The organism is Paraburkholderia sp. NPDC080076 (genome assembly GCF_050281145.1).
Classification (GTDB): domain Bacteria; phylum Pseudomonadota; class Gammaproteobacteria; order Burkholderiales; family Burkholderiaceae; genus Paraburkholderia.
Genome location: NZ_JBNNWQ010000004.1, coordinates 898,230 through 917,421 on the forward strand (window position 1 = coordinate 898,230; position 19,192 = coordinate 917,421).

Genomic DNA, 19,192 nt, shown 5'->3' on the forward strand with positions numbered 1-19,192 from the left:
GCGGCGTTCGCGTCAGACAGTCAGCCGAACGGCCAACGCTGCAGCGCAGTTCGATTCAAGCCGGCGGCGGCTCCTGTCTTAAGCCGCCGCGCGATGGGCGTTGCGGCGCTTGAGCAGGTAACCGAGTACCACCACGAACAACGCGCCCGCGATGCTCATGCCGTATTCGGCCCACGGCGAATCGAGGATCGGCCAACGGTCGCCGGCCGGGTCGTTGATGATCAGGCCGCCCGCGATCCAGCCCAGCAGCGCGGCGCCGAGCGTAATGACGATCGGAAAACGGTCGAGCAGCTTGAGAACCAACTGGCTGCCCCACACGATCAGCGGAATGCTCACCAAGAGGCCGAAAATCACCAGCGCGAGACGGTGCTCGGGATCGGCGGCCTCCGCCGCGCCCGCGATCGCGATCACGTTGTCGAGGCTCATCACCGCGTCCGCGACGATGATGGTCTTGATCGCCGACATCAGCTTGTCGGCCGGCTTGATGTTCTCATGCGGGTCGTGCGCTGGCGCCATCAGACGCACGCCGATCCACAGCAGCAGCAGGCCGCCCGCGAATTTCAGCAACGGCACATCGAGCAGGGCGACCGCGAACGCAATCAACGCCACGCGCAGCACGATGGCGCCCACCGTCCCCCACAGCACGCCCTTCGTGCGTTGGGACGGCGGCAAATTGCGGCAGGCCAGCGCGATCACGACGGCATTGTCGCCACCCAGCAGAATGTCGATGACGATAATCTGAATGACGGCGCCCCAATGGAGCGTGGCGAAGAACTCGAGCATGATTGAAAGAATAAGAAGAAATCCGACGCGCGGCCAATAAAAAAAGCGGAGGAGTCTACACTCCCCCGCTTTTTGAACCGCGCGCTCACGAAAGGGCTTCGTAAGCGTATCAAAAAACGCGCCGTGACAGCGCGCGAATTTCGATTTACAGCATTGCCTTCAGAAGACGCGCCATTTCCGACGGGTTCTTCGTGACCTTGATGCCACAAGCGTCCATGATTTCCAGCTTCGCTTCAGCGGTGTCGGCACCGCCCGAGATCAGCGCGCCGGCGTGACCCATACGCTTGCCCGGAGGCGCCGTGACGCCAGCGATGAAGCCGACCACCGGCTTCTTCATGTTGCCCTTGATCCACTCAGCAGCGTTCGCTTCGTCCGGACCACCGATCTCGCCGATCATGATGACGGCGTCCGTTTCCGGATCGTCGTTGAACATCTTCATCACGTCGATGTGCTTCAGACCGTTGATCGGGTCGCCGCCGATACCGACTGCCGACGACTGGCCGAGGCCGATCGCCGTCAATTGGCCGACTGCTTCGTACGTCAGCGTGCCCGAACGCGACACGACGCCGATGCGGCCCTTGCGGTGGATGTGACCCGGCATGATGCCGATCTTCAGTTCGTCCGGCGTGATCGTGCCCGGGCAGTTCGGTCCGAGCAGCAGCGTCTTGCGGTTTTCGGCACGCATACGAGCCTTGAGCTCGATCATGTCACGGACAGGAATGCCTTCCGTGATACAGATCGCCAGGTCCAGATCGGCTTCGACCGCTTCCCAGATCGCAGCAGCAGCGCCTGCCGGCGGAACGTAAATCACCGACACGGTCGCGCCCGTTTCAGCCTTGGCTTCAGCGACGCTAGCGTAGATAGGAATGCCTTCGAAATCTTCGCCGGCCCGCTTCGGGTTCACGCCTGCAACGTACGCTTCACGGCCGTTTGCATATTCACGGCAAGCACGCGTGTGGAACTGACCGGTCTTGCCGGTGATGCCCTGCGTGATGACCTTGGTGTCTTTGTTAATCAGAATCGACATGTATTGACCTCTGTTCGTTTGGCGTCGCGCTGTTGCGCCGCGCGGCGGGATGTTCTCCGCCCGCGTCGCTCACGCGCCGCCATTCGTAATCCTGGTTAATTCTGGCAAAAGCCCCGCGGACTCGGCTTACGCCTTGCCCGAAGCAGCCGCGACGACCTTCTGAGCCGCTTCTTCCATGCTGTCCGCCGCGATGATCGGCAGGCCGGATTCAGCGAGCATCTTCTTGCCGAGGTCTTCGTTCGTGCCCTTCATGCGGACCACGAGCGGCACCTTCAGCGAGACGGCCTTCGACGCCGCGATCACGCCTTCCGCGATCACGTCGCAGCGCATGATGCCACCGAAAATGTTGACCAGAATCGCGGTCAGGTTCGGGTTCTTCAGCATGATCTTGAACGCTTCCGTGACCTTCTCGGTCGTGGCGCCACCGCCCACGTCCAGGAAGTTCGCCGGTTCGCCGCCGAACAGCTTGATGGTGTCCATCGTTGCCATTGCGAGGCCAGCGCCGTTCACGAGGCAGCCGATGTTGCCGTCGAGCGAAATGTACGCGAGGTCGAACTTCGAGGCTTCGACTTCAGCCGGATCTTCTTCGTCCAGATCGCGATACGCGACGATTTCCGGGTGACGGAACAGTGCGTTCGAATCGAAGTTGAACTTGGCGTCGAGTGCGATAACCTTGCCGTCGCCGGTCAGGATCAGCGGGTTGATTTCGGCCAGCGATGCGTCGGTTTCCCAGAATGCCTTGTACAGGCCTTGCAGGATCGCGCGCGCTTGCGGGATCGATGCGTCGGGCACGCCGATTTTCTTCGCGAGGTCGTCAGCTTCGGCGTCCTTCAGGCCGGTCGACGGGTCGACCGCAACCTTGTGGATCAGCTCGGGCGTCTTTTCCGCGACTTCTTCGACGTCCATGCCGCCTTCGCTCGATGCCATCACGACGATCTTCTGCGACACGCGATCGATCACGAGGCCGACATACAGTTCCTTCTTGATGTCAGCGCCTTCTTCGATCAGCAGACGATTCACCTTCTGGCCTTCCGGGCCGGTCTGGTGCGTGACGAGCTGCATGCCGAGGATCTGGTTCGAGTACTCACGAACCTGTTCCAGCGACTTGGCAACCTTCACGCCGCCGCCCTTGCCACGGCCACCCGCGTGGATCTGAGCCTTCACGACCCATACCGGGCCGCCGAGCTCTTCCGCGGCCTTGACCGCATCATCCACCGAGAAGACCGGCTTGCCGCGCGGTACCGCGACGCCGAATTTCCGCAGGATTTCCTTACCCTGGTACTCGTGAATCTTCATGCGTGATTCCCTTCAGTCTGAGAGTTGGATTGAACTTCGTTTCCGCTGCCGTCGTTCATGCCGGACGCGTTGCCGCCCTCGCCTGTCTGGCGGACTGCCCCGTCGCCTGACGATGCCGCGCGATCCGCTGTATACGGAGCGCGGCCATACCAGCGCGGATAAAACTGCTGCACCGCCTCGCCGTCGAAACGCAGCGCGTGGCAGCGTCCCAGCTGGAATGGCGGTTTATCGTTGGAATGCTCGCCTGTGCTGCTAGGCGATCCGTCTCCTGAACCTGCGTTCGCGCCCGACGCGCCGTCACCGGTGTTCCACACTTCGCCGGCGAATGCCTGAATCGCGGCGGTCGGCAGGATCGCGCACAGCTCGGTGAGATGCGTGCAACCCGCCGTGCCGCCCAGCAAACGGGCAGACTCACGACGGAAGTTTTGGCGGAGATTGAGCCCGATGAGGGCACGGTAGGCGGGATTGCTGACTTGGCACAAACCAGGATAGGGCACCCAGTCGGACGACGCCTCGGCGTCGACGACATTGAGCTTGCGATCGATGGTGATGCGAAGCCAGAGTTCATGGATCGGCTGACCATTGGGCCGGACGCCCGACGCAAGCACCACATCGCGCGGTTTTTCGTCGGTCAAGCACGCTTCCACATCCCACAGGCCATCGGCTCGCTCATAGGCTTCCGCTCTGATTGCGCGACGATGGCGCAACTGACGGGACACTGGCGGGGAGAGCGGCATGCGGGAAGGAAAGGCCGGATTGGAAAACCCACGAATTTTAGCATACTGGGTATTTGGGACAGGTCCCGATTGCGCACGGCCGCGCCGCAGGCGGCTGAGCGCGGAAGTCGCTGTCTTAAAGGGCTTGCGCGCCAATAAAGCCGCCGCGCTTACTCGCCGGCCCAGTCTTCGTCGATTCCCTTGAGGATTTTGCCGATCGTGGCGCCCGAAAATCCGCGCGAGGCCAGAAAGCGCGTCTGCTTCGCCCGTTCGGCGGGCGTTTCGGGAAGCCGGCCGAATTTCTTCTGCCAGACGGCGAGCGCACGAGCCAGTTCCGTTTCGCGCAATTGCGCGCTGGCTTCTTCGACGAGCGTCTGGTCGACCGAATGCTGCTTCAATTCGCCGACGATCCGGCTCGCGCCCAATCGCGACGAGCGCCGATGAATCAGACTTTCGGCGAAACGCGAATCGGACAGCCAGTTTTCGGCTTCGAGTGCGTCGAGCAAGGTGTCGAGCGAGTCGGTTTCCTCGACGAACGGCTTCAGCTTGCGCGCCAGTTCGGTGCGGCTGTATTCACGGCGGGACAGATAGCCGAGCGCGCGGCCTTTTAGCGACCGTGCCGGACGTTGGGATTTTTTGGCTTCGTCTTGCCCGGGTTTCGCTTCGCCTGGGACGCGACGCGAGCGAGTGTAAGTGGTTTCGGAGGGATCCGAGCCTACGGGCGGGGAGGATTCAAACTGCGCGCGCTGCGGATTGCGGCCCGCAGCGCGGTCATGTGCGTCGAACGATTCGAATGGATCGAACGACTCGTCGTCTTCATCACGCGGGCCGTCCGCGTGGCGTCCGGAATCGGACAACGGCCGGCCCTTGCGTATCACGTGATGGTTACTCTTCTTCGTCCGCGACTTCAGCGCCTGCGCCGGTCACGGCTTCAGCCATGGCATTCACGCCCAGCGATTCACGGATACGGTTTTCGATCTCGCGGGCGATATCCGGATTTTCGCGCAGGAATTCACGCGCGTTGTCCTTGCCCTGACCGATACGTTCGCCGCTGTAGCTGTACCACGCGCCGGCCTTGTCGACGATCTTGGCCTGCACGCCCAGGTCGATGACTTCGCCCTGACGCGAAATACCTTCGCCGTACAGGATGTCGAAAATCGCTTCGCGGAAGGGTGGAGCAACCTTGTTCTTCACCACCTTCACGCGCGTTTCGTTGCCGATCACTTCGTCGTTCTTCTTGATCGAACCGATACGGCGAATGTCCAGACGCACCGACGCGTAGAACTTCAGCGCGTTACCGCCCGTGGTGGTTTCCGGGTTGCCGAACATCACGCCGATCTTCATACGGATCTGGTTGATGAAGATCACGAGGCAGTTCGTGCGCTTGATCGTGCCGGTGAGCTTGCGCAGCGCCTGCGACATGAGACGCGCTTGCAGACCCGGCAGCGAGTCGCCCATTTCGCCTTCGATTTCAGCCTTCGGCACGAGTGCCGCGACCGAGTCGATCACGATCATGTCGATCGAGCCCGAACGCACCAGCGCGTCGGCGATTTCGAGCGCCTGTTCGCCGGTGTCCGGCTGCGAAACCAGCAGGTCGTTCACATTCACGCCGAGCTTGCCCGCGTACTGGATGTCCAGCGCGTGTTCCGCGTCGATAAACGCCGCCGTGCCACCGAGCTTCTGCATTTCGGCGACGACCTGCAACGTCAGCGTGGTTTTACCGGACGACTCCGGGCCATAAATTTCGACCACCCGGCCACGCGGCAAACCGCCGACGCCCAACGCGATGTCGAGGCCGAGCGATCCGGTTGAGACCACCTGGATATCTTCGACCGCCTCACCTGCGCCGAGCCGCATGACCGACCCTTTGCCGAACTGCTTTTCGATCTGCGCGAGTGCGGCAGCGAGTGCCTTGCTCTTTTCAGCAGTCAGTCCAGCCGAGCCTTTCTTGCTTTCTTCCATGAATCGTCCTTTGCTATGATGAACGGCGTCTGAGGCGGATGTGCAGCCCCGAGTTTCAACCTACTCGTGAAGGACAGCACACGAAACCCAGACACTGTATAAAAAAACAGTAGTTTTGGCAAGCACGATTCTCATGCGAACGCGCATTTTTACTGTCGCGCTGCCCAACTACCCACAATAATTTTCGGAGACCGCTGTGCGCCGGGGGACACCCCGCGGTGCCGGCAAGGCCAGGCTTGCGCACCATGCGAATTCTGATTGCCGAAGACGACAGCATACTCGCGGACGGTCTGGTTCGATCACTCCGCCAATCGGCCTATGCCGTCGATCACGTGAAGACCGGCGTCGAGGCCGACACCGCGTTGTCGATGCAAACTTTCGACCTGCTGATTCTCGATCTGGGCCTGCCGCGCATGTCCGGCCTCGAGGTGCTGCGCCGCCTGCGCGCGCGCAATTCCAACCTGCCGGTGCTGATCCTGACCGCCGCGGACAGCGTCGACGAACGTGTCAAGGGTCTCGATCTCGGCGCCGACGATTACATGGCCAAGCCTTTCGCGCTGAACGAACTCGAAGCACGCGTGCGCGCCCTGACGCGGCGCGGCGCGGGCGGCGGCCCGACGGTCGTACGGCATGGCTCGCTGTCGTTCGACCAGGTCGGCCGGATCGCCTATGTCAACGAGCAGGTGATCGATCTGTCGGCACGCGAACTGGGTCTGCTCGAAGTGTTGCTGCAACGGATCGGCCGGCTGGTCTCGAAGGAACAGCTCGTCGATCACCTGTGCGAATGGGGTGAAGAAGTCAGCAACAACGCAATCGAGGTCTACGTGCACCGCCTGCGCAAGAAAATCGAACCGAGCGGCGTGCGCATCATCACCGTGCGCGGTCTTGGCTACTGCCTCGAGAAAGCGGCGTCGCCGACGAGCACGAGCGCGAACGCCACGACGACGCCCCCGCCCGCCGAGCCCGACCCGCGCTCCTCGCCGCCGTCCGGCGCGATGCCGGCGAGCCATCACTACAAATAGAGGACGCCCCATGTCCGCGCGCGCAGACCGCGCTACGGCGCACGCGGCGGACCTCGACGAGGCGCGCGACGAGCGCTACGCCAATCCGTTCGCCCCGCCCGACGAAACCGAAGCCGCCGCCGAGGCGCGCCCGCGCTCGCTGTTCGGCGAGATCCTCGACTGGATGCTGGCGCCGCTGCTGCTGCTTTGGCCGATGAGCCTCGCTGTCACGTATCTGGTCGCCAAGTCGATTGCAAACGGCCCGTTCGACCGCGCGCTGGAAACCGACGCGTACGTGCTCGCGCGCCAGATTCATCCGGTCAATGGCGTGGCGGAACTGACGCTGCCCGACTCCACGCGCGACTTTCTGCGCGCGGACAATGTGGACAGCGTGTTCTATCAGGTACTCGGCACGCGCGGCGAACTGGTGGGCGGCGAGCGCGACATGCCGCTGCCGCATGAGGAAGACCGGCCGCAGCCGGGGCTCGTCGAATTTCGTGACGACGTGCTGCGCGGCAACGATATCCGCGTCGCCTACACGACCGTCGAGTTTCCGCAGACGCCCGGCGCGCAGCCTGTGCTGGTGCAGGTCGCCGAAACGCTCGACAAGCGCAGCCAGCTCGCCAACGACATCATCAAAGGCGTGATCCTGCCGCAGTTCGTGATCCTGCCGCTCGCGATCCTGCTGGTGTGGTTCGGGCTCTCGCGCGGCCTCGCGCCGCTGCACGCGCTGCAGGCGCATATCCGCGCGCGCCGCCCGGACGACCTGTCGCCCCTCGAGGCACGCCGCGCGCCGCCGGAAATCGAGCCGCTCGTCACCTCGTTCAACGATCTGCTGACGCGCCTCGAACAGAACATGGAGCTGCAAAAGCGTTTTATCGCCGATGCCGCGCATCAGATGAAAACGCCGCTGGCCGGCCTGCGCACCCAGGCCGAACTGGCGCTGCGCCAGGACGCCTCCGCGGAAGTGCATCGCTCGCTGGAGCAGATCGCCACCAGCTCGGAGCAGGCCGCGCGGCTCGTCACGCAACTGCTGGCGCTGGCGCGCGCTGAGAACCGCATGTCGGGGCAGATTTTCACGCCAGTCGAGGTGACAGAAGTCGCGCGCCACGCCGTGCGCGACTGGGTTCAGGCCGCGCTCGCCAAGCAGATGGATCTGGGCTACGAAGCGCCCGAGGAGCCCGTCGAAGTGGACGGCAATCCGGTCATGTTGCGCGAAATGCTGTCGAATCTGATCGACAACGCCATCCGCTATACGCCGCCGGGCGGACGCATCACCGTCAGGGTCAGGCATGACGCGCCGGCGCGGCTCGTGTATCTGGAAGTCGAGGATACCGGCCTCGGCATTCCGGTCGCCGAGCGTTCGCGGGTGATCGAGCGCTTCTACCGGATTCTCGGCCGTGAAGGCGACGGTAGCGGCCTCGGACTCGCGATCGTCCGCGAGATCGCGACCATGCACGGCGGCGAGCTGACGATCGACGACAACGTCTACCAAACCTCGCCGCGGCTTGCCGGCACGCTCGTACGCGTCAGCTTGCATGTGCACGAACGGGCCGGGACTTACCCTAACGCAACTTGAACACGTAAACTTGCCATTTCGATATTGAGATAACTTGAGAGCAAATTAGCCGGTCTTGATGCCAGATCGCCGCGTGTTGGCCAAAAACCCACAACACACGCCAGGCTGCAATTTCACCCCGCCACGTCAGTACGCCGTAAGTTTCCACTCCAATAATCGGTTCCACGGGAACGCCGTTACCGGCGAACCGCGTGCATATCAATATTGGAGACGACATATGGCTACCGTTGGCGGGCAAATCTCGCACGTGCCGATGACGCGCGAAGAGAAGCGGGTGATCTTCGCATCGTCGCTGGGTACGGTTTTCGAGTGGTACGACTTCTATCTGGCCGGCTCGCTGGCGGCCTTCATCAGTAAGAGCTTCTTCTCCGGCGTCAATCCGACAGCCGCGTTCATCTTCACGCTGCTCAGCTTCGCGGCCGGCTTCGCGGTCCGGCCGTTCGGCGCGATCGTGTTCGGGCGCCTCGGCGATATGGTCGGGCGCAAGTACACGTTCCTCGTGACGATCGTGATCATGGGCCTGTCGACGTTCCTCGTCGGTTTTCTGCCGGGCTACGCGGCGATCGGCTTTGCTTCGCCGGTGATCTTCATCGCGATGCGCATGCTGCAAGGCCTCGCGCTCGGCGGCGAGTACGGCGGCGCCGCCACCTACGTGGCCGAACATGCGCCGCCCGGCCGCCGCGGCTTCTACACGGCCTGGATCCAGACGACCGCCACGCTCGGCCTGTTCCTGTCGCTGCTGGTGATTCTCGGCGTGCGCACGGCAATGGGCGAGGACGCGTTCGGCGCCTGGGGCTGGCGCATTCCGTTCATCGCCTCGATCATCCTGCTGGGCGTGTCGGTGTGGATTCGTCTGCAACTGCATGAATCGCCGGTGTTCGAGCGCATCAAGGCCGAAGGCAAGACCTCCAAGGCGCCGCTGACCGAAGCCTTCGGCCAGTGGAAGAACCTGAAGATCGTGATTCTCGCGCTGATCGGCCTCACCGCCGGCCAGGCCGTGGTCTGGTACACGGGCCAGTTCTACACGCTGTTCTTCCTGACGCAGACGCTGAAGGTCGACGGCAGCAGCGCCAATATCATGATCGCGATCGCGCTCCTGATCGGCACGCCGTTCTTCCTGTTCTTCGGCTCGCTGTCGGATCGCATCGGCCGCAAGCCGATCATCATGGCCGGCCTGCTGATCGCCGCGTGCACGTACTTCCCGCTGTTCAAGGCGCTGGCGCACTACACCAACCCGGCGCTGGAAACCGCGACCGCGAAGGCGCCGATCGTCGTGATCGCGAACCCGGACGAGTGCTCGTTCCAGTTCAACCCGGTCGGCACTTCGAAGTTCACGAGTTCCTGCGACATCGCCAAGAGCGCGCTCTCGAAGGCCGGCTTGAACTACGAGAACGTCGCCGCGCCGGCGGGCACGCTGGCGGAGATCAAGGTCGGCGATACGGTGATCAACACGTATGACGGCAAGGCCGCCGACGCCAAGGATCAAGGCAAAGCGTTCGACAAGACCCTCGCGACGACGCTGAAGACCGCGGGCTATTCGCCGAAGGCCGATCCCTCGCAGATCAACTGGCCAATGACCGTGGTGATCCTGACGATCATGATGATCTACGTGACGATGGTCTACGGACCGATCGCGGCGATGCTGGTGGAGATGTTCCCGACGCGCATCCGCTACACCTCGATGTCGCTGCCGTATCACATCGGCAATGGCTGGTTCGGCGGGTTCCTGCCGGCCACCGCCTTCGCGATCGTGGCGGCGAAGGGCAATATCTTTTCGGGACTGTGGTATCCGATCGTGATCGCGCTCATTACCTTCGTGATCGGCATGCTGTTCGTCCGGGAAACCAAGGACTCGGACATCTACGCGAAGGACTGAAACGTCTGATGACCGGAACAGCTTCTTGAAAAAGTTGTGCGCCGGGGGTTGACAGCCTCCGGTGCCATCCGCATAATCTCGCTTCTTTCGGCGAATTAGCTCAGTTGGTTAGAGCGACGGAATCATAATCCGCAGGTCCGGGGTTCGAGTCCCTGATTCGCCACCAGTTGCAAGAAAAAGCCGCTGATCCGCAAGGTTCAGCGGCTTTTTTGTTTTGGCTTTCCGAACTGCAACTACAGCAACTTCAAGGAGGTTTCTTGATGACGTTCCGCACCGCCACGCTTGCCGTGGCCACCGCTTCCATCGCGTTTCTCAGCGGCACCGCCGCACTCGCCGCTCAGGCTCAGACACCGCCCGACAGCCAATGGCGCGCGAGCGCGACCACGCTGTCCACGCTCTTGCAGGACGGCTACAAAATCGTCGCCGTCGTGAATGGCGCCCATGGCAGCGCGGGCCCGGCCGACACGATTTTCGTGCAGCGCGATCAGAGCGCCTTCAAATGTATCGACCCGCAGCAGCCCGACGCGAAAACGAGAACATCCGTCGCGCCGCCTGCATGTTTCGAGTTGGTGCCGCCGTCGGGAGCGTCGGGGACGCCCGAATCGAAGTAGTCGCCACGCGGCGTGCGGAAGCGCGCCGTCAACGCTCCCCACTTAACCCGATCGCGCGCCGGCTATCACCGATCCACCAGCCGGCTCAGATTGCCCCGTACGCGTTGCAACAACGCGATCAACTGCTTCGCTTCCTCTTCGGTGAAGCCGTTCAGCGCTTCGAGCGCGACTTCGTCGCCGACTTTGCGCGCCTTGCCGAGCGTGCGCTCGGCCTTCGGCGTCATGTGCACCTGGCGCTCGCGACGGTCCTGCGGATTGGCAGTCCGCTCGATCCAGCCGCCCTCTTCCATCCGGTCGAGCAGACGACCCGCCGAAATCGGCGCGACTTCGAGCAGGTCCGCGAGCCGCGCCTGATTGGTGTCGCCGTAATGCGCGAGATAGGCCAGCACGCGGCACTGCGCGCGCGTCAGATCGACTGAAGACTTCGCGAGGTCGTCGAAACGCTTGCCCGTCAGGCGGCCGACGTCGGAAATCAGAAAGCCGAAGCGCTCATCGAGTTGGGTTTTCATGCGCGGATTATACGAAAGGCTTTCGTTTTTCAGGGTTGAAACGGGCGCAATTCACGCTCCGCATAATTCCCGATGGCAGACGCGCGCGCAACCGATATACTAAGCATGCTTACTATATCGACGACCCCGCTCATTCATGTCTTCCGACAACCCGGCGGCCAGCGCCGCCGCGCCGCTCAACCGCCCGATGATCACCATCTCGATCATGCTGGCGACGTTGATCCAGACGCTCGACAGCACGATCGCCAACGTGGCCCTGCCGCATATGCAGGGCACGCTGTCAGCGTCGCAGGATGAGATTACGTGGGTGCTGACCTCGTACATCGTCGCCGCCGCGATCGCCACGCCACTCACCGGTTGGCTGTCCGACCGGCTCAGCGTCAAGCGCCTGCTGATCTTCGCGATCGGTGGCTTCACGGTGTCGTCGGCGCTGTGCGGTTTGTCGGAGACGCTCACGCAAATCGTCGCGTCGCGTTTGCTGCAAGGGATTTTCGGCGCGTCGCTGGTGCCGCTGTCGCAATCCATCCTGCTCGACATCAACCCGCGCGAGAAGCAGGGCCAGGCCATGGCGGTATGGGGCATGGGCGTGATGGTCGGGCCGATTCTCGGGCCGACGCTCGGCGGCTGGCTCACCGACAGCTACAACTGGCGCTGGGTGTTTTTCATCAACGTGCCGATCGGCGCGTTCGCGCTGTTCGGCGTGGCGACCTTCCTGCCTTCGCGCGAGCCGAGACACGACGCGAAGTTCGACGCGTTCGGCTTCGCCACGCTTGGTCTCGCCATCGGCGCATTGCAGGCCATGCTCGATCGCGGCGAGCAACTCGACTGGTTCGGCTCGAACGAAATCGTCATCGAGGCGCTGCTTGCGGCCATCAGCTTCGCGTTTTTCCTCGTGCACACGGCCACCGTCGGCAAGAAATCGTTCTTCAAATACGAGTTGCTGAAGGACCCGAACTTCGCCACGGGGACGTTTTTCATCTTCGTGATCGGCGCGGTGATGTATGCGACGCGCGCGTTGCTTCCGCCTATGCTGCAGAACCTGATGAATTATCCGGTCGCGACCACCGGCCTCGTCACCGCGCCGAGCGGCGCGGGCACGATGGTCGCGATGCTGATCGCCGGGCGCCTGCTGAGGCGGATCGACGCGCGGCTCCTGCTGCTCGCGGGCTTCCTGATCTCAGCGTTCGCGCTGTGGCAGATGATGCATTACACGATCGTGCTCTCGGCATCGGACATCGTCTGGCCTGGGGTGATTCAGGGCTTCGGACTCGGTCTCGTGTTCGTGCCGCTGAGCGCGCTGACCTTCTCGACGCTCACGCCGGAACTGCGCGCGGACGGCACCGCGACGTACAGCCTGATGCGCAATATCGGCAGCAGTATCGGCATTTCGATCGTGCAAACGCTGATGACGCGCAACACGCAGGTCTCGCATGCGGACCTCGCGGCGAATATCACGCCCTTCAATCCCGCTATCCAGCCGATGCTCAATAGCGGATCGAACTACGACATGGCCGCATTAAACGTGTCGATCACCCAGCAGGCGTCGATGATCGCCTATCTGAACGACTTCAAGCTGATGTTCATGGCGACGCTGCTGGTTATTCCGCTACTGCTGTTGATCCGCCCTGCACACAAGGCGGCGGATACATCGGTGGCGCACGCCGCGATGGATTGAAGCGCGGCGGCTGACGCGGCGCTGAACCGGATCGTCGCCGAGCCCCGCCGCGACGCCCACGCCTAAGCCTCGATCCGCCCGCGCGTCACACCCAACAGCCCCGCCATCGCCGCACGCGCCGCAGCCGCGTCGCGATCGCGAATCGCTTCGAACACCGCCGTATGCTCGGCCAGCGACGCATTGAACACGTCCGCGCGTTTCGCGTTCAGACGCAGTTGCGCTTCGAGCGTGCGCTCGATCAGCGTGCCGAGCGGAATCAGCAATTCATTGCTGCACGCGGTCAGCACGCTCAAATGAAACTGCAGATCGGCACGCACCCATTCGTCGACATTGCGCGCCGCCACCATCGCCGCATGGGCCGCGGCGAGTGCGTAGAAGGTCTCGTCCGTGTGCGAGGCAGCCGCCAGACTCGCGGCGTACGGCTCGATCATCTCGCGCATTTCCTGCAGTTTGAGCGCGAACGTCATTGGCTCGGCGACCCGCGAGTACCAGTCGAGCACGTCGACATCGAGCAGATTCCACGCGCGTTTCGGACGCACGCGCGTGCCCACGCGCGGACGCGATTCGATCAAGCCTTTCGAAGTCAGCGTACGCAACGCCTCGCGCAACACCGTGCGGCTCACGCCGAACGTCTCCATCAACTCCGCTTCGCGCGGCAGGATGGAATCGGGCGCATAGTCGCCGCGCAGAATCGCGGTCGCCAGCAGATGGGCGACACGCCCATGCAGATCGTGCTGAATAGCTTTCTCCTAGCGGCCTTGCGGCGCTATCGATATTGGAACCGAGGCCGGAACGAGCGCGATTATCCGGTATCTCAACCTTGAGATCACTGCTTGGACAACGCCATGCCGAGACGCCGGTCTTGCCACTATATGGCCAATAGTACTATTAATAGTACTTAAACGCGCTTTGTTGTAGCATGTGAATCCCCGGAATATTTCGCAGACGCCCAAGGCCGATGCTTTGCATGGGGCCGGAGTAAGCGCTAAAGCGCTAACTCCGGCCGACAAAGGAGACGTACACCATGAAAATCACCAAGCTCGAAACCTTCATCGTTCCGCCGCGCTGGTGCTTCCTGAAAATCGAAACCGACGAAGGCATCGTCGGCTGGGGCGAGCCGGTGGTCGAAGGCCGTGCGCACACGGTGGCGGCCGCGGTGGAGGAGCTGTCCGACTATCTGATCGGCAAAGACCCGCTTCTGATCGAAGACCATTGGCAAGTGATGTATCGGTCGGGCTTCTATCGCGGCGGCCCGATCACCATGAGCGCGATCGCCGGTGTCGACCAGGCGCTGTGGGACATCAAGGGCAAGCATCATGGCGTGCCGGTTCATGCGCTGCTCGGCGGCCAGGTGCGCGACAAGATCAAGGTGTATTCGTGGATCGGCGGCGACCGTCCGAGTGACGTGGCCAACAACGCGCGCGCCGTGGTCGAGCGCGGCTTCAAGGCCGTGAAGATGAACGGCTCGGAAGAACTGCAGATCATCGACACCTTCGACAAGGTGCAAGGCGTTATCAACAACGTCGCGGCCGTGCGCGAGGCGGTCGGACCGAACATCGGCATTGGCGTGGACTTCCACGGCCGCGTGCACAAGCCGATGGCCAAGGTGCTGGCGAAAGAACTCGACCCGTACAAGCTGCTGTTCATCGAAGAGCCAGTGCTGTCGGAGAACGCCGAGGCGCTGCGCGACATCGTCAACCAGACCAACACGCCGATCGCGCTGGGCGAGCGTCTGTATTCGCGCTGGGACTTCAAGCACATTCTGTCGGGTGGTTACGTCGACATCATTCAGCCGGATGCGTCGCACGCGGGCGGCATTACCGAGTGCCGCAAGATCGCGTCGATGGCGGAAGCCTACGACGTCGCGCTCGCGCTGCATTGCCCGCTCGGCCCGATCGCGCTGGCCACCTGCCTGCAGATCGACGCGGTGAGCTACAACGCGTTCATCCAGGAACAGAGCCTCGGCATCCACTACAACCAGGGCAACGACCTGCTCGACTACATCAGGAATCCGGAAGTCTTCAAATACGAAGACGGCTTCGTGTCGATTCCGCAAGGTCCGGGCCTCGGCATCGAGGTCAACGAAGAGAAGGTGCGGGAGATGGCGAAGGTCGGCCATCGCTGGCGCAATCCGGTGTGGCGCCACGAGGACGGCAGCGTCGCCGAATGGTAATTGCGTGAAGGAACGCCGCCCATGGGCGGCGTTTTTGTTTTTGCGTCGACGTTCATGTTTGCGTGTTCCGCGGCCCGTGGCGCCGGCAGAAAAACCAACAAGAGGACAACCTCAGTGGAGACAACCCACATCCAGACGCAAGCGACGGCCAAGCGCCACCGCCTCCTTGCGATGCTGTTCATCACCGTCGTCATCACGTATCTGGACCGCAGCAATCTGTCGATCGCCGCCACCGCGATCGCGCAGGACCTGCAACTCGATTCGACCCAGATGGGGTTGGTGTTTTCCGCGTTCGGTTGGTCATACGCACTGCTGCAAATTCCCGGCGGCATGCTGGTCGATCGCACGCGGCCGCAGCTTCTGCTCGCGCTGATCATCGGACTGTGGTCGCTGGCGACCATTCTGCAAGGATTCGCCAGCGCGTTCGCGATGCTGCTTTCGCTGCGCGTGCTGCTCGGGGCGCTGGAGGCGCCCGCCTATCCCACGCTGAACCGTATCGTCACGACCTGGTTTCCGGATAGCGAACGGGCTCGCGCGATTGCCAGCTATACGTCCGGCCAGTATGTCGGGCTCGCGTTTCTGACGCCGGCGCTGGTTCTCACGCAACAGCATTTCGGTTGGCAAGGCGTGTTCTTTCTGACCGGCGCGATCGGCGTAGCGTGGGGGCTGGTTTGGTACGCGCTGTACCGTGAACCGTCCGAGGCTAAGGATGTCAACGAAGCCGAACTCGAAACGATCCGTGCAGGCGGCGGACTCGTCGAACTCGGCGATACACGCCATCCCCGCGCGCGCTACAGCGCCGCCGACTGGCGCGCGGTGCTCGGCAATCGCAAGCTGTGGGGCGTCTACATCGGGCAGATCGCGGTGACCTCGACGCTGTGGTTCTTCCTCACCTGGTTTCCCACCTACCTCGTCAAGTACCGGCACATGGACTTTCTGAAAGCCGGCTTCATGGCGGCCGTGCCGTTTCTCGCTGCCTTCGTGGGCATTCTGGGTTCGGGCCTGTTGTCGGACTGGATGATCCGGCGCGGCGTGTCGGCCACGCTCGCGCGCAAGGTGCCGATCGTGACGGGCCTGCTGCTGTCCACGGCGATCGTCGGCGCAAACTATGTCGAGTCGCCCGCGATGGTGATCCTCTTCATGGCCATCGCATTCTTCGGCAGCGGTTTTTCGTCGATCACATGGGTGCTGGTGTCGTCGATGGCGAAGAAGGAACTGCTCGGCCTCACCGGCGGCATGTTCAACCTGATGGGCAACCTGTCGTCGATCTGCGTACCGGTGGTGATCGGCTTGATCGTCAGGAACAACGACTTCCGCCCCGCGCTGGTGTTCATGAGTTGCGTCGGCGTGGTCGGCGCACTGTCGTATCTGTTCCTCGTGGGCAAGATCGAACGGATTCGTTGAAGCGGCCTTATCCCGTGCTTCGCGGCGCGGCCCGCGCGCTACGGTGATGTGGCGCGCGGGCCGTCGCAGTAACGCAGCATCCCGGACCAAATGGACTGAACCAGGCGTTTTCCGGGCTCTTCCCTGCTTCGTGGCACTCCTCGCAAAGCCTCCTCCAGAAAGGCTTTCAAGCCGTTTGTTCGGCATCAGACAGACTCATGGCCCGCTCCTTGCTGAAATGCATTCAAACGACAAATGCATCGGGGAAAATATGGGCGAATTCCTTCCAGACTATCTGCTCCGCGAACAAGCCGCCGTTGGTGCGTTGGTGGTGTTCGGCGTGCTGCGCATCCTCGGCGCGGCGCTCGCATTCGAACGCGCCTGGCGCATCTCGGTCGTCGAGAAATGCCTCATCGGCGCCGCGGTGGTGTACTGCCTGCCGCAACTGTTCGATCTCCTCACGCATATGTATGGCGCGCGCGCCGCGGGCGCCGAACTCGAAGGCAAAGCCGCGGGCTGCGCCATCGCGCTTTTTTGCGCGCCGATCCTCGGACACCGGCTCGGCCTCGAATAAGCGGAGGCTCATCATGCGGCTGGCCAAGCGGCTCGTGAGGCGGGCGCAACCCGCGTTTCGCGCGGGCGACGTCCTGAAACTCGAGTCAGGCGGCCGCCCGATGACCGTCGCCTGGAGCGGGCCGGTGCTATTCGCGCCGGGCAACTGGCTGATCTGCCAGTGGTTCAGCGAAGCCGGCGAGTTGCAGCAGCAGATGTTTCCGGAGGAGACACTAGAGCGGGCGAGCCACGCACTCGCCGCCTGAAAAGAGTAGTAACGGATTGCTGGCCACCGCCATGCGACCGTGTGTATTGCGCCGCACGCTTTTGCTGTGCGGCGCTTTTTTATGTGGTTGACGTGGCGCTTGCGGCACGTTGCAGAACTGAACCCATGCGGACGCGGTTGCGGTTTAGTCGCCGTCGATCATGCTGCTCGCCTTGCGCATGACCTCGCGCCACGGCATCAACCGAGCGCCGCGAACGCCGGTACGCTATGCGACAACGCGGCCGCCGCGACGAACACGCCGATCATCGCCAGCGCTTCGAGATACAGCACGTTGACGAAGGTGTGAGCATCCATCGTCGAAGCCGTGCGGCGCAGGCGCGGCAGCGCCAAAAAACGGTTGAGTCCGCCGAGCAGGAGCGCGAGCGCGACCAGCGCGAGCTTGAGCGTCAGCACATGACCCCATGTGCTGAGTTCAATCGCCTCGAACGAGCCGCCCGAACCCCGTATCGCGTTGAAGATGCCGGAGAGCAGCACGAGCGCAACCGCCACCACCGACACGTTCGACACCTGAGTCGCCGTGCGGATCAACATGCCGCGCGCGGTCGAGGTGCCGAGCGCCGGCAGGACCGCGAGCCCCGCCGCCATCGCCAGACCACCCCACACGCTGGTGACGAGCACATGCAGCGTTTGCATGGCGATCGCGGCCGAGGCCGGCCCGGCATCGGCGGCGTGACCCAGCGATGCCTTGCCCGCGGCGATCGCGATCACCGCGAGCCACAGCAGCGCGTTACGCAGCATGCCCGTATGACTGGCCATCGCCGTGCCGAGCAGCACGAGCGCGCCGGCAAACGCAAGGCTCCAGCCGTAACCGACATGGGTTTGCGTCAGCACGGTCGGCACTACGCCGATGGCGGCCGGCAACGCGACACCGCTCATCGACGCCGCCTGATACAGCAGCCAGCCGAGATCCGCGAGTACCAGCACGACGGTGGCCGTCAGCATCGAGCGTTGTGCGCGCAACCACGCGGGACGCGCGGGCGAGATCTTCTGCTGGGCGTCCTTCGCGAGCCACGCGCCGAGCAACGCCGAACCGACGGCAAACGCAAACGCGACGTTCATGAGCGCGGCCATGGCGACCTGCCCGATCCAGAGTCCATTGATGCTCATTTGACGATAAACGCAAAGTCGCCTTGGGTACGGTGGCCGTCCGTGGCGACCGCGATCCAGTGCACCGCATAGCGGCCGGCATTCAACGACGGCAGCGGCAGATGCATGACCTTGGCGTCGTCCTTATCGACCTGCGACTCGGCCGGCGCGGCCGCCTTGCCGCTCGTGTCGGCAAGCGCGATCCTGCTGAAAGCCGGCTCGAGCGGCTCGGTGAAGTGGATCGTCACTTCGGTGGGCGCGCTGACTTCGGCGTTGGCCGCCGGCACGCTCGAGGTCAGATGCGCATGGGCGAATGCCGTGGACGTCGCAAGCAGCGCCGCGGCGCCGAGCATCGAGGCTCGCAACGCCGGACGGGAAAAATTAAGTAGCTTCATGTAGGGCCGATAGCGGATGATCAGGAAAACGGTGGGCGTCGGACCGGGCACAACGAGACCGGACAAAGCCCGGCGCGCCCGGAAGTGTACGCTTCGATGGTTCGCGCGGGCGTCGGTTCAACCTGGTTTATGGATAGATCGGCCGGGCCCGAGGCTTGCGCCGTTGATCGCGCAGACAGATTTGGGACAACAGGCGAGTCGCTCGAAGCTGTCGTGCGCGTCAAACTGTCGCATGGCTGTGACAGCCGGAACCTTCTCTAATGTGCCAAATAGTCACCATCA

At 63.0% G+C, this 19,192-nt stretch carries 19 protein-coding genes and 1 tRNA gene; 10 read left to right on the forward strand and 10 right to left on the reverse strand.

Annotated features, from left to right (window positions below; translation table 11 throughout):
* Positions 1–78: 78 nt before the first annotated feature.
* The 6 genes from ACQKRQ_RS21145 to recA form a co-directional block, all read right to left on the reverse strand.
* Positions 79–783: a TerC family protein gene (locus ACQKRQ_RS21145; RefSeq protein WP_132373222.1), complete on the reverse strand. Its 705-nt coding sequence runs from the start codon at positions 781–783 to the stop codon at positions 79–81.
* Between the two features lie 145 nt (positions 784–928).
* The gene (sucD, locus tag ACQKRQ_RS21150; protein WP_085487621.1) at positions 929–1,810 is read right to left on the reverse strand and encodes a succinate--CoA ligase subunit alpha; all 882 of its coding nucleotides are present in this window, start codon (positions 1,808–1,810) and stop codon (positions 929–931) included.
* A 126-nt stretch (positions 1,811–1,936) separates the two neighbouring features.
* Entirely contained in the window at positions 1,937–3,106 is a 1,170-nt protein-coding gene (sucC, locus tag ACQKRQ_RS21155) for an ADP-forming succinate--CoA ligase subunit beta (protein WP_020069250.1), read from the reverse strand.
* The gene (locus tag ACQKRQ_RS21160) at positions 3,103–3,843 is read right to left on the reverse strand and encodes a DUF2889 domain-containing protein (RefSeq protein WP_427479170.1); all 741 of its coding nucleotides are present in this window, start codon (positions 3,841–3,843) and stop codon (positions 3,103–3,105) included. The genes sucC and ACQKRQ_RS21160 overlap by 4 nt, the downstream gene beginning before the upstream one ends.
* 149 nt (positions 3,844–3,992) lie before the next feature.
* A complete protein-coding gene (gene recX / locus ACQKRQ_RS21165; RefSeq protein ID WP_408181821.1) occupies positions 3,993–4,700 on the reverse strand; it encodes a recombination regulator RecX in 708 nt (235 codons plus the stop codon).
* Positions 4,701–4,707: 7 nt separating this feature from the next.
* Positions 4,708–5,784 (reverse strand): recombinase RecA, encoded by a 1,077-nt coding sequence (gene recA, locus ACQKRQ_RS21170; protein WP_132373216.1) that lies wholly within the window; start codon positions 5,782–5,784, stop codon positions 4,708–4,710.
* A gap of 245 nt (positions 5,785–6,029) precedes the next feature.
* Between recA and ACQKRQ_RS21175 the strand changes: the two genes are divergently transcribed.
* The 5 genes from ACQKRQ_RS21175 to ACQKRQ_RS21195 all read left to right on the forward strand — a co-directional run bounded on the left by ACQKRQ_RS21175 (position 6,030) and on the right by ACQKRQ_RS21195 (position 10,851).
* A complete protein-coding gene (locus tag ACQKRQ_RS21175; protein WP_427479172.1) occupies positions 6,030–6,806 on the forward strand; it encodes a response regulator in 777 nt (258 codons plus the stop codon).
* A gap of 10 nt (positions 6,807–6,816) precedes the next feature.
* A complete protein-coding gene (locus ACQKRQ_RS21180; protein WP_408181818.1) occupies positions 6,817–8,364 on the forward strand; it encodes a sensor histidine kinase in 1,548 nt (515 codons plus the stop codon).
* Between the two features lie 217 nt (positions 8,365–8,581).
* The gene (locus ACQKRQ_RS21185) at positions 8,582–10,240 is read left to right on the forward strand and encodes an MFS transporter (RefSeq protein ID WP_132373210.1); all 1,659 of its coding nucleotides are present in this window, start codon (positions 8,582–8,584) and stop codon (positions 10,238–10,240) included.
* An 89-nt stretch (positions 10,241–10,329) separates the two neighbouring features.
* A tRNA-Met gene (locus ACQKRQ_RS21190) sits at positions 10,330–10,406 on the forward strand.
* A 94-nt stretch (positions 10,407–10,500) separates the two neighbouring features.
* Positions 10,501–10,851: a hypothetical protein gene (locus tag ACQKRQ_RS21195; RefSeq protein ID WP_132373208.1), complete on the forward strand. Its 351-nt coding sequence runs from the start codon at positions 10,501–10,503 to the stop codon at positions 10,849–10,851.
* A 65-nt stretch (positions 10,852–10,916) separates the two neighbouring features.
* Here the strand turns inward: ACQKRQ_RS21195 and ACQKRQ_RS21200 are convergent, their stop codons facing one another.
* On the reverse strand, positions 10,917–11,360 hold the full coding sequence (locus tag ACQKRQ_RS21200; RefSeq protein WP_132373206.1) for a MarR family winged helix-turn-helix transcriptional regulator: 444 nt from the start codon (positions 11,358–11,360) through the stop codon (positions 10,917–10,919).
* A 136-nt stretch (positions 11,361–11,496) separates the two neighbouring features.
* On the opposite strand from ACQKRQ_RS21200, the gene ACQKRQ_RS21205 reads away from it, so the two are divergent.
* Positions 11,497–13,035 (forward strand): DHA2 family efflux MFS transporter permease subunit, encoded by a 1,539-nt coding sequence (locus tag ACQKRQ_RS21205; protein ID WP_427479176.1) that lies wholly within the window; start codon positions 11,497–11,499, stop codon positions 13,033–13,035.
* Between the two features lie 62 nt (positions 13,036–13,097).
* On the opposite strand, the gene ACQKRQ_RS21210 is transcribed toward ACQKRQ_RS21205, so the two are convergent.
* Positions 13,098–13,775 carry a FadR/GntR family transcriptional regulator gene (locus ACQKRQ_RS21210; RefSeq protein WP_408434382.1) on the reverse strand — a complete coding sequence of 226 codons (678 nt, stop codon included), beginning with the start codon at positions 13,773–13,775 and terminating at the stop codon, positions 13,098–13,100.
* Between the two features lie 284 nt (positions 13,776–14,059).
* Here ACQKRQ_RS21210 and dgoD point away from each other — a divergent pair, with 284 nt between their 5' ends.
* The 4 genes from dgoD (at position 14,060) to ACQKRQ_RS21230 (ending at position 17,409) form a co-directional block, all read left to right on the forward strand.
* Entirely contained in the window at positions 14,060–15,208 is a 1,149-nt protein-coding gene (dgoD, locus tag ACQKRQ_RS21215; RefSeq protein WP_116139217.1) for a galactonate dehydratase, read from the forward strand.
* 54 nt (positions 15,209–15,262) lie between these two features.
* A complete protein-coding gene (locus ACQKRQ_RS21220) occupies positions 15,263–16,612 on the forward strand; it encodes an MFS transporter (RefSeq protein WP_427479280.1) in 1,350 nt (449 codons plus the stop codon).
* A gap of 250 nt (positions 16,613–16,862) precedes the next feature.
* Positions 16,863–17,165 carry a hypothetical protein gene (locus ACQKRQ_RS21225; RefSeq protein WP_427479178.1) on the forward strand — a complete coding sequence of 101 codons (303 nt, stop codon included), beginning with the start codon at positions 16,863–16,865 and terminating at the stop codon, positions 17,163–17,165.
* A 13-nt stretch (positions 17,166–17,178) separates the two neighbouring features.
* Positions 17,179–17,409: a YodC family protein gene (locus ACQKRQ_RS21230; protein ID WP_427479180.1), complete on the forward strand. Its 231-nt coding sequence runs from the start codon at positions 17,179–17,181 to the stop codon at positions 17,407–17,409.
* Positions 17,410–17,606: 197 nt separating this feature from the next.
* Here the strand turns inward: ACQKRQ_RS21230 and ACQKRQ_RS21235 are convergent, their stop codons facing one another.
* A complete protein-coding gene (locus tag ACQKRQ_RS21235; RefSeq protein ID WP_427479182.1) occupies positions 17,607–18,536 on the reverse strand; it encodes a CopD family protein in 930 nt (309 codons plus the stop codon).
* The gene (copC, locus tag ACQKRQ_RS21240; RefSeq protein WP_427479282.1) at positions 18,533–18,910 is read right to left on the reverse strand and encodes a copper homeostasis periplasmic binding protein CopC; all 378 of its coding nucleotides are present in this window, start codon (positions 18,908–18,910) and stop codon (positions 18,533–18,535) included. Before copC ends, ACQKRQ_RS21235 begins: the two co-directional genes overlap by 4 nt.
* Positions 18,911–19,192 lie beyond the last annotated feature (282 nt).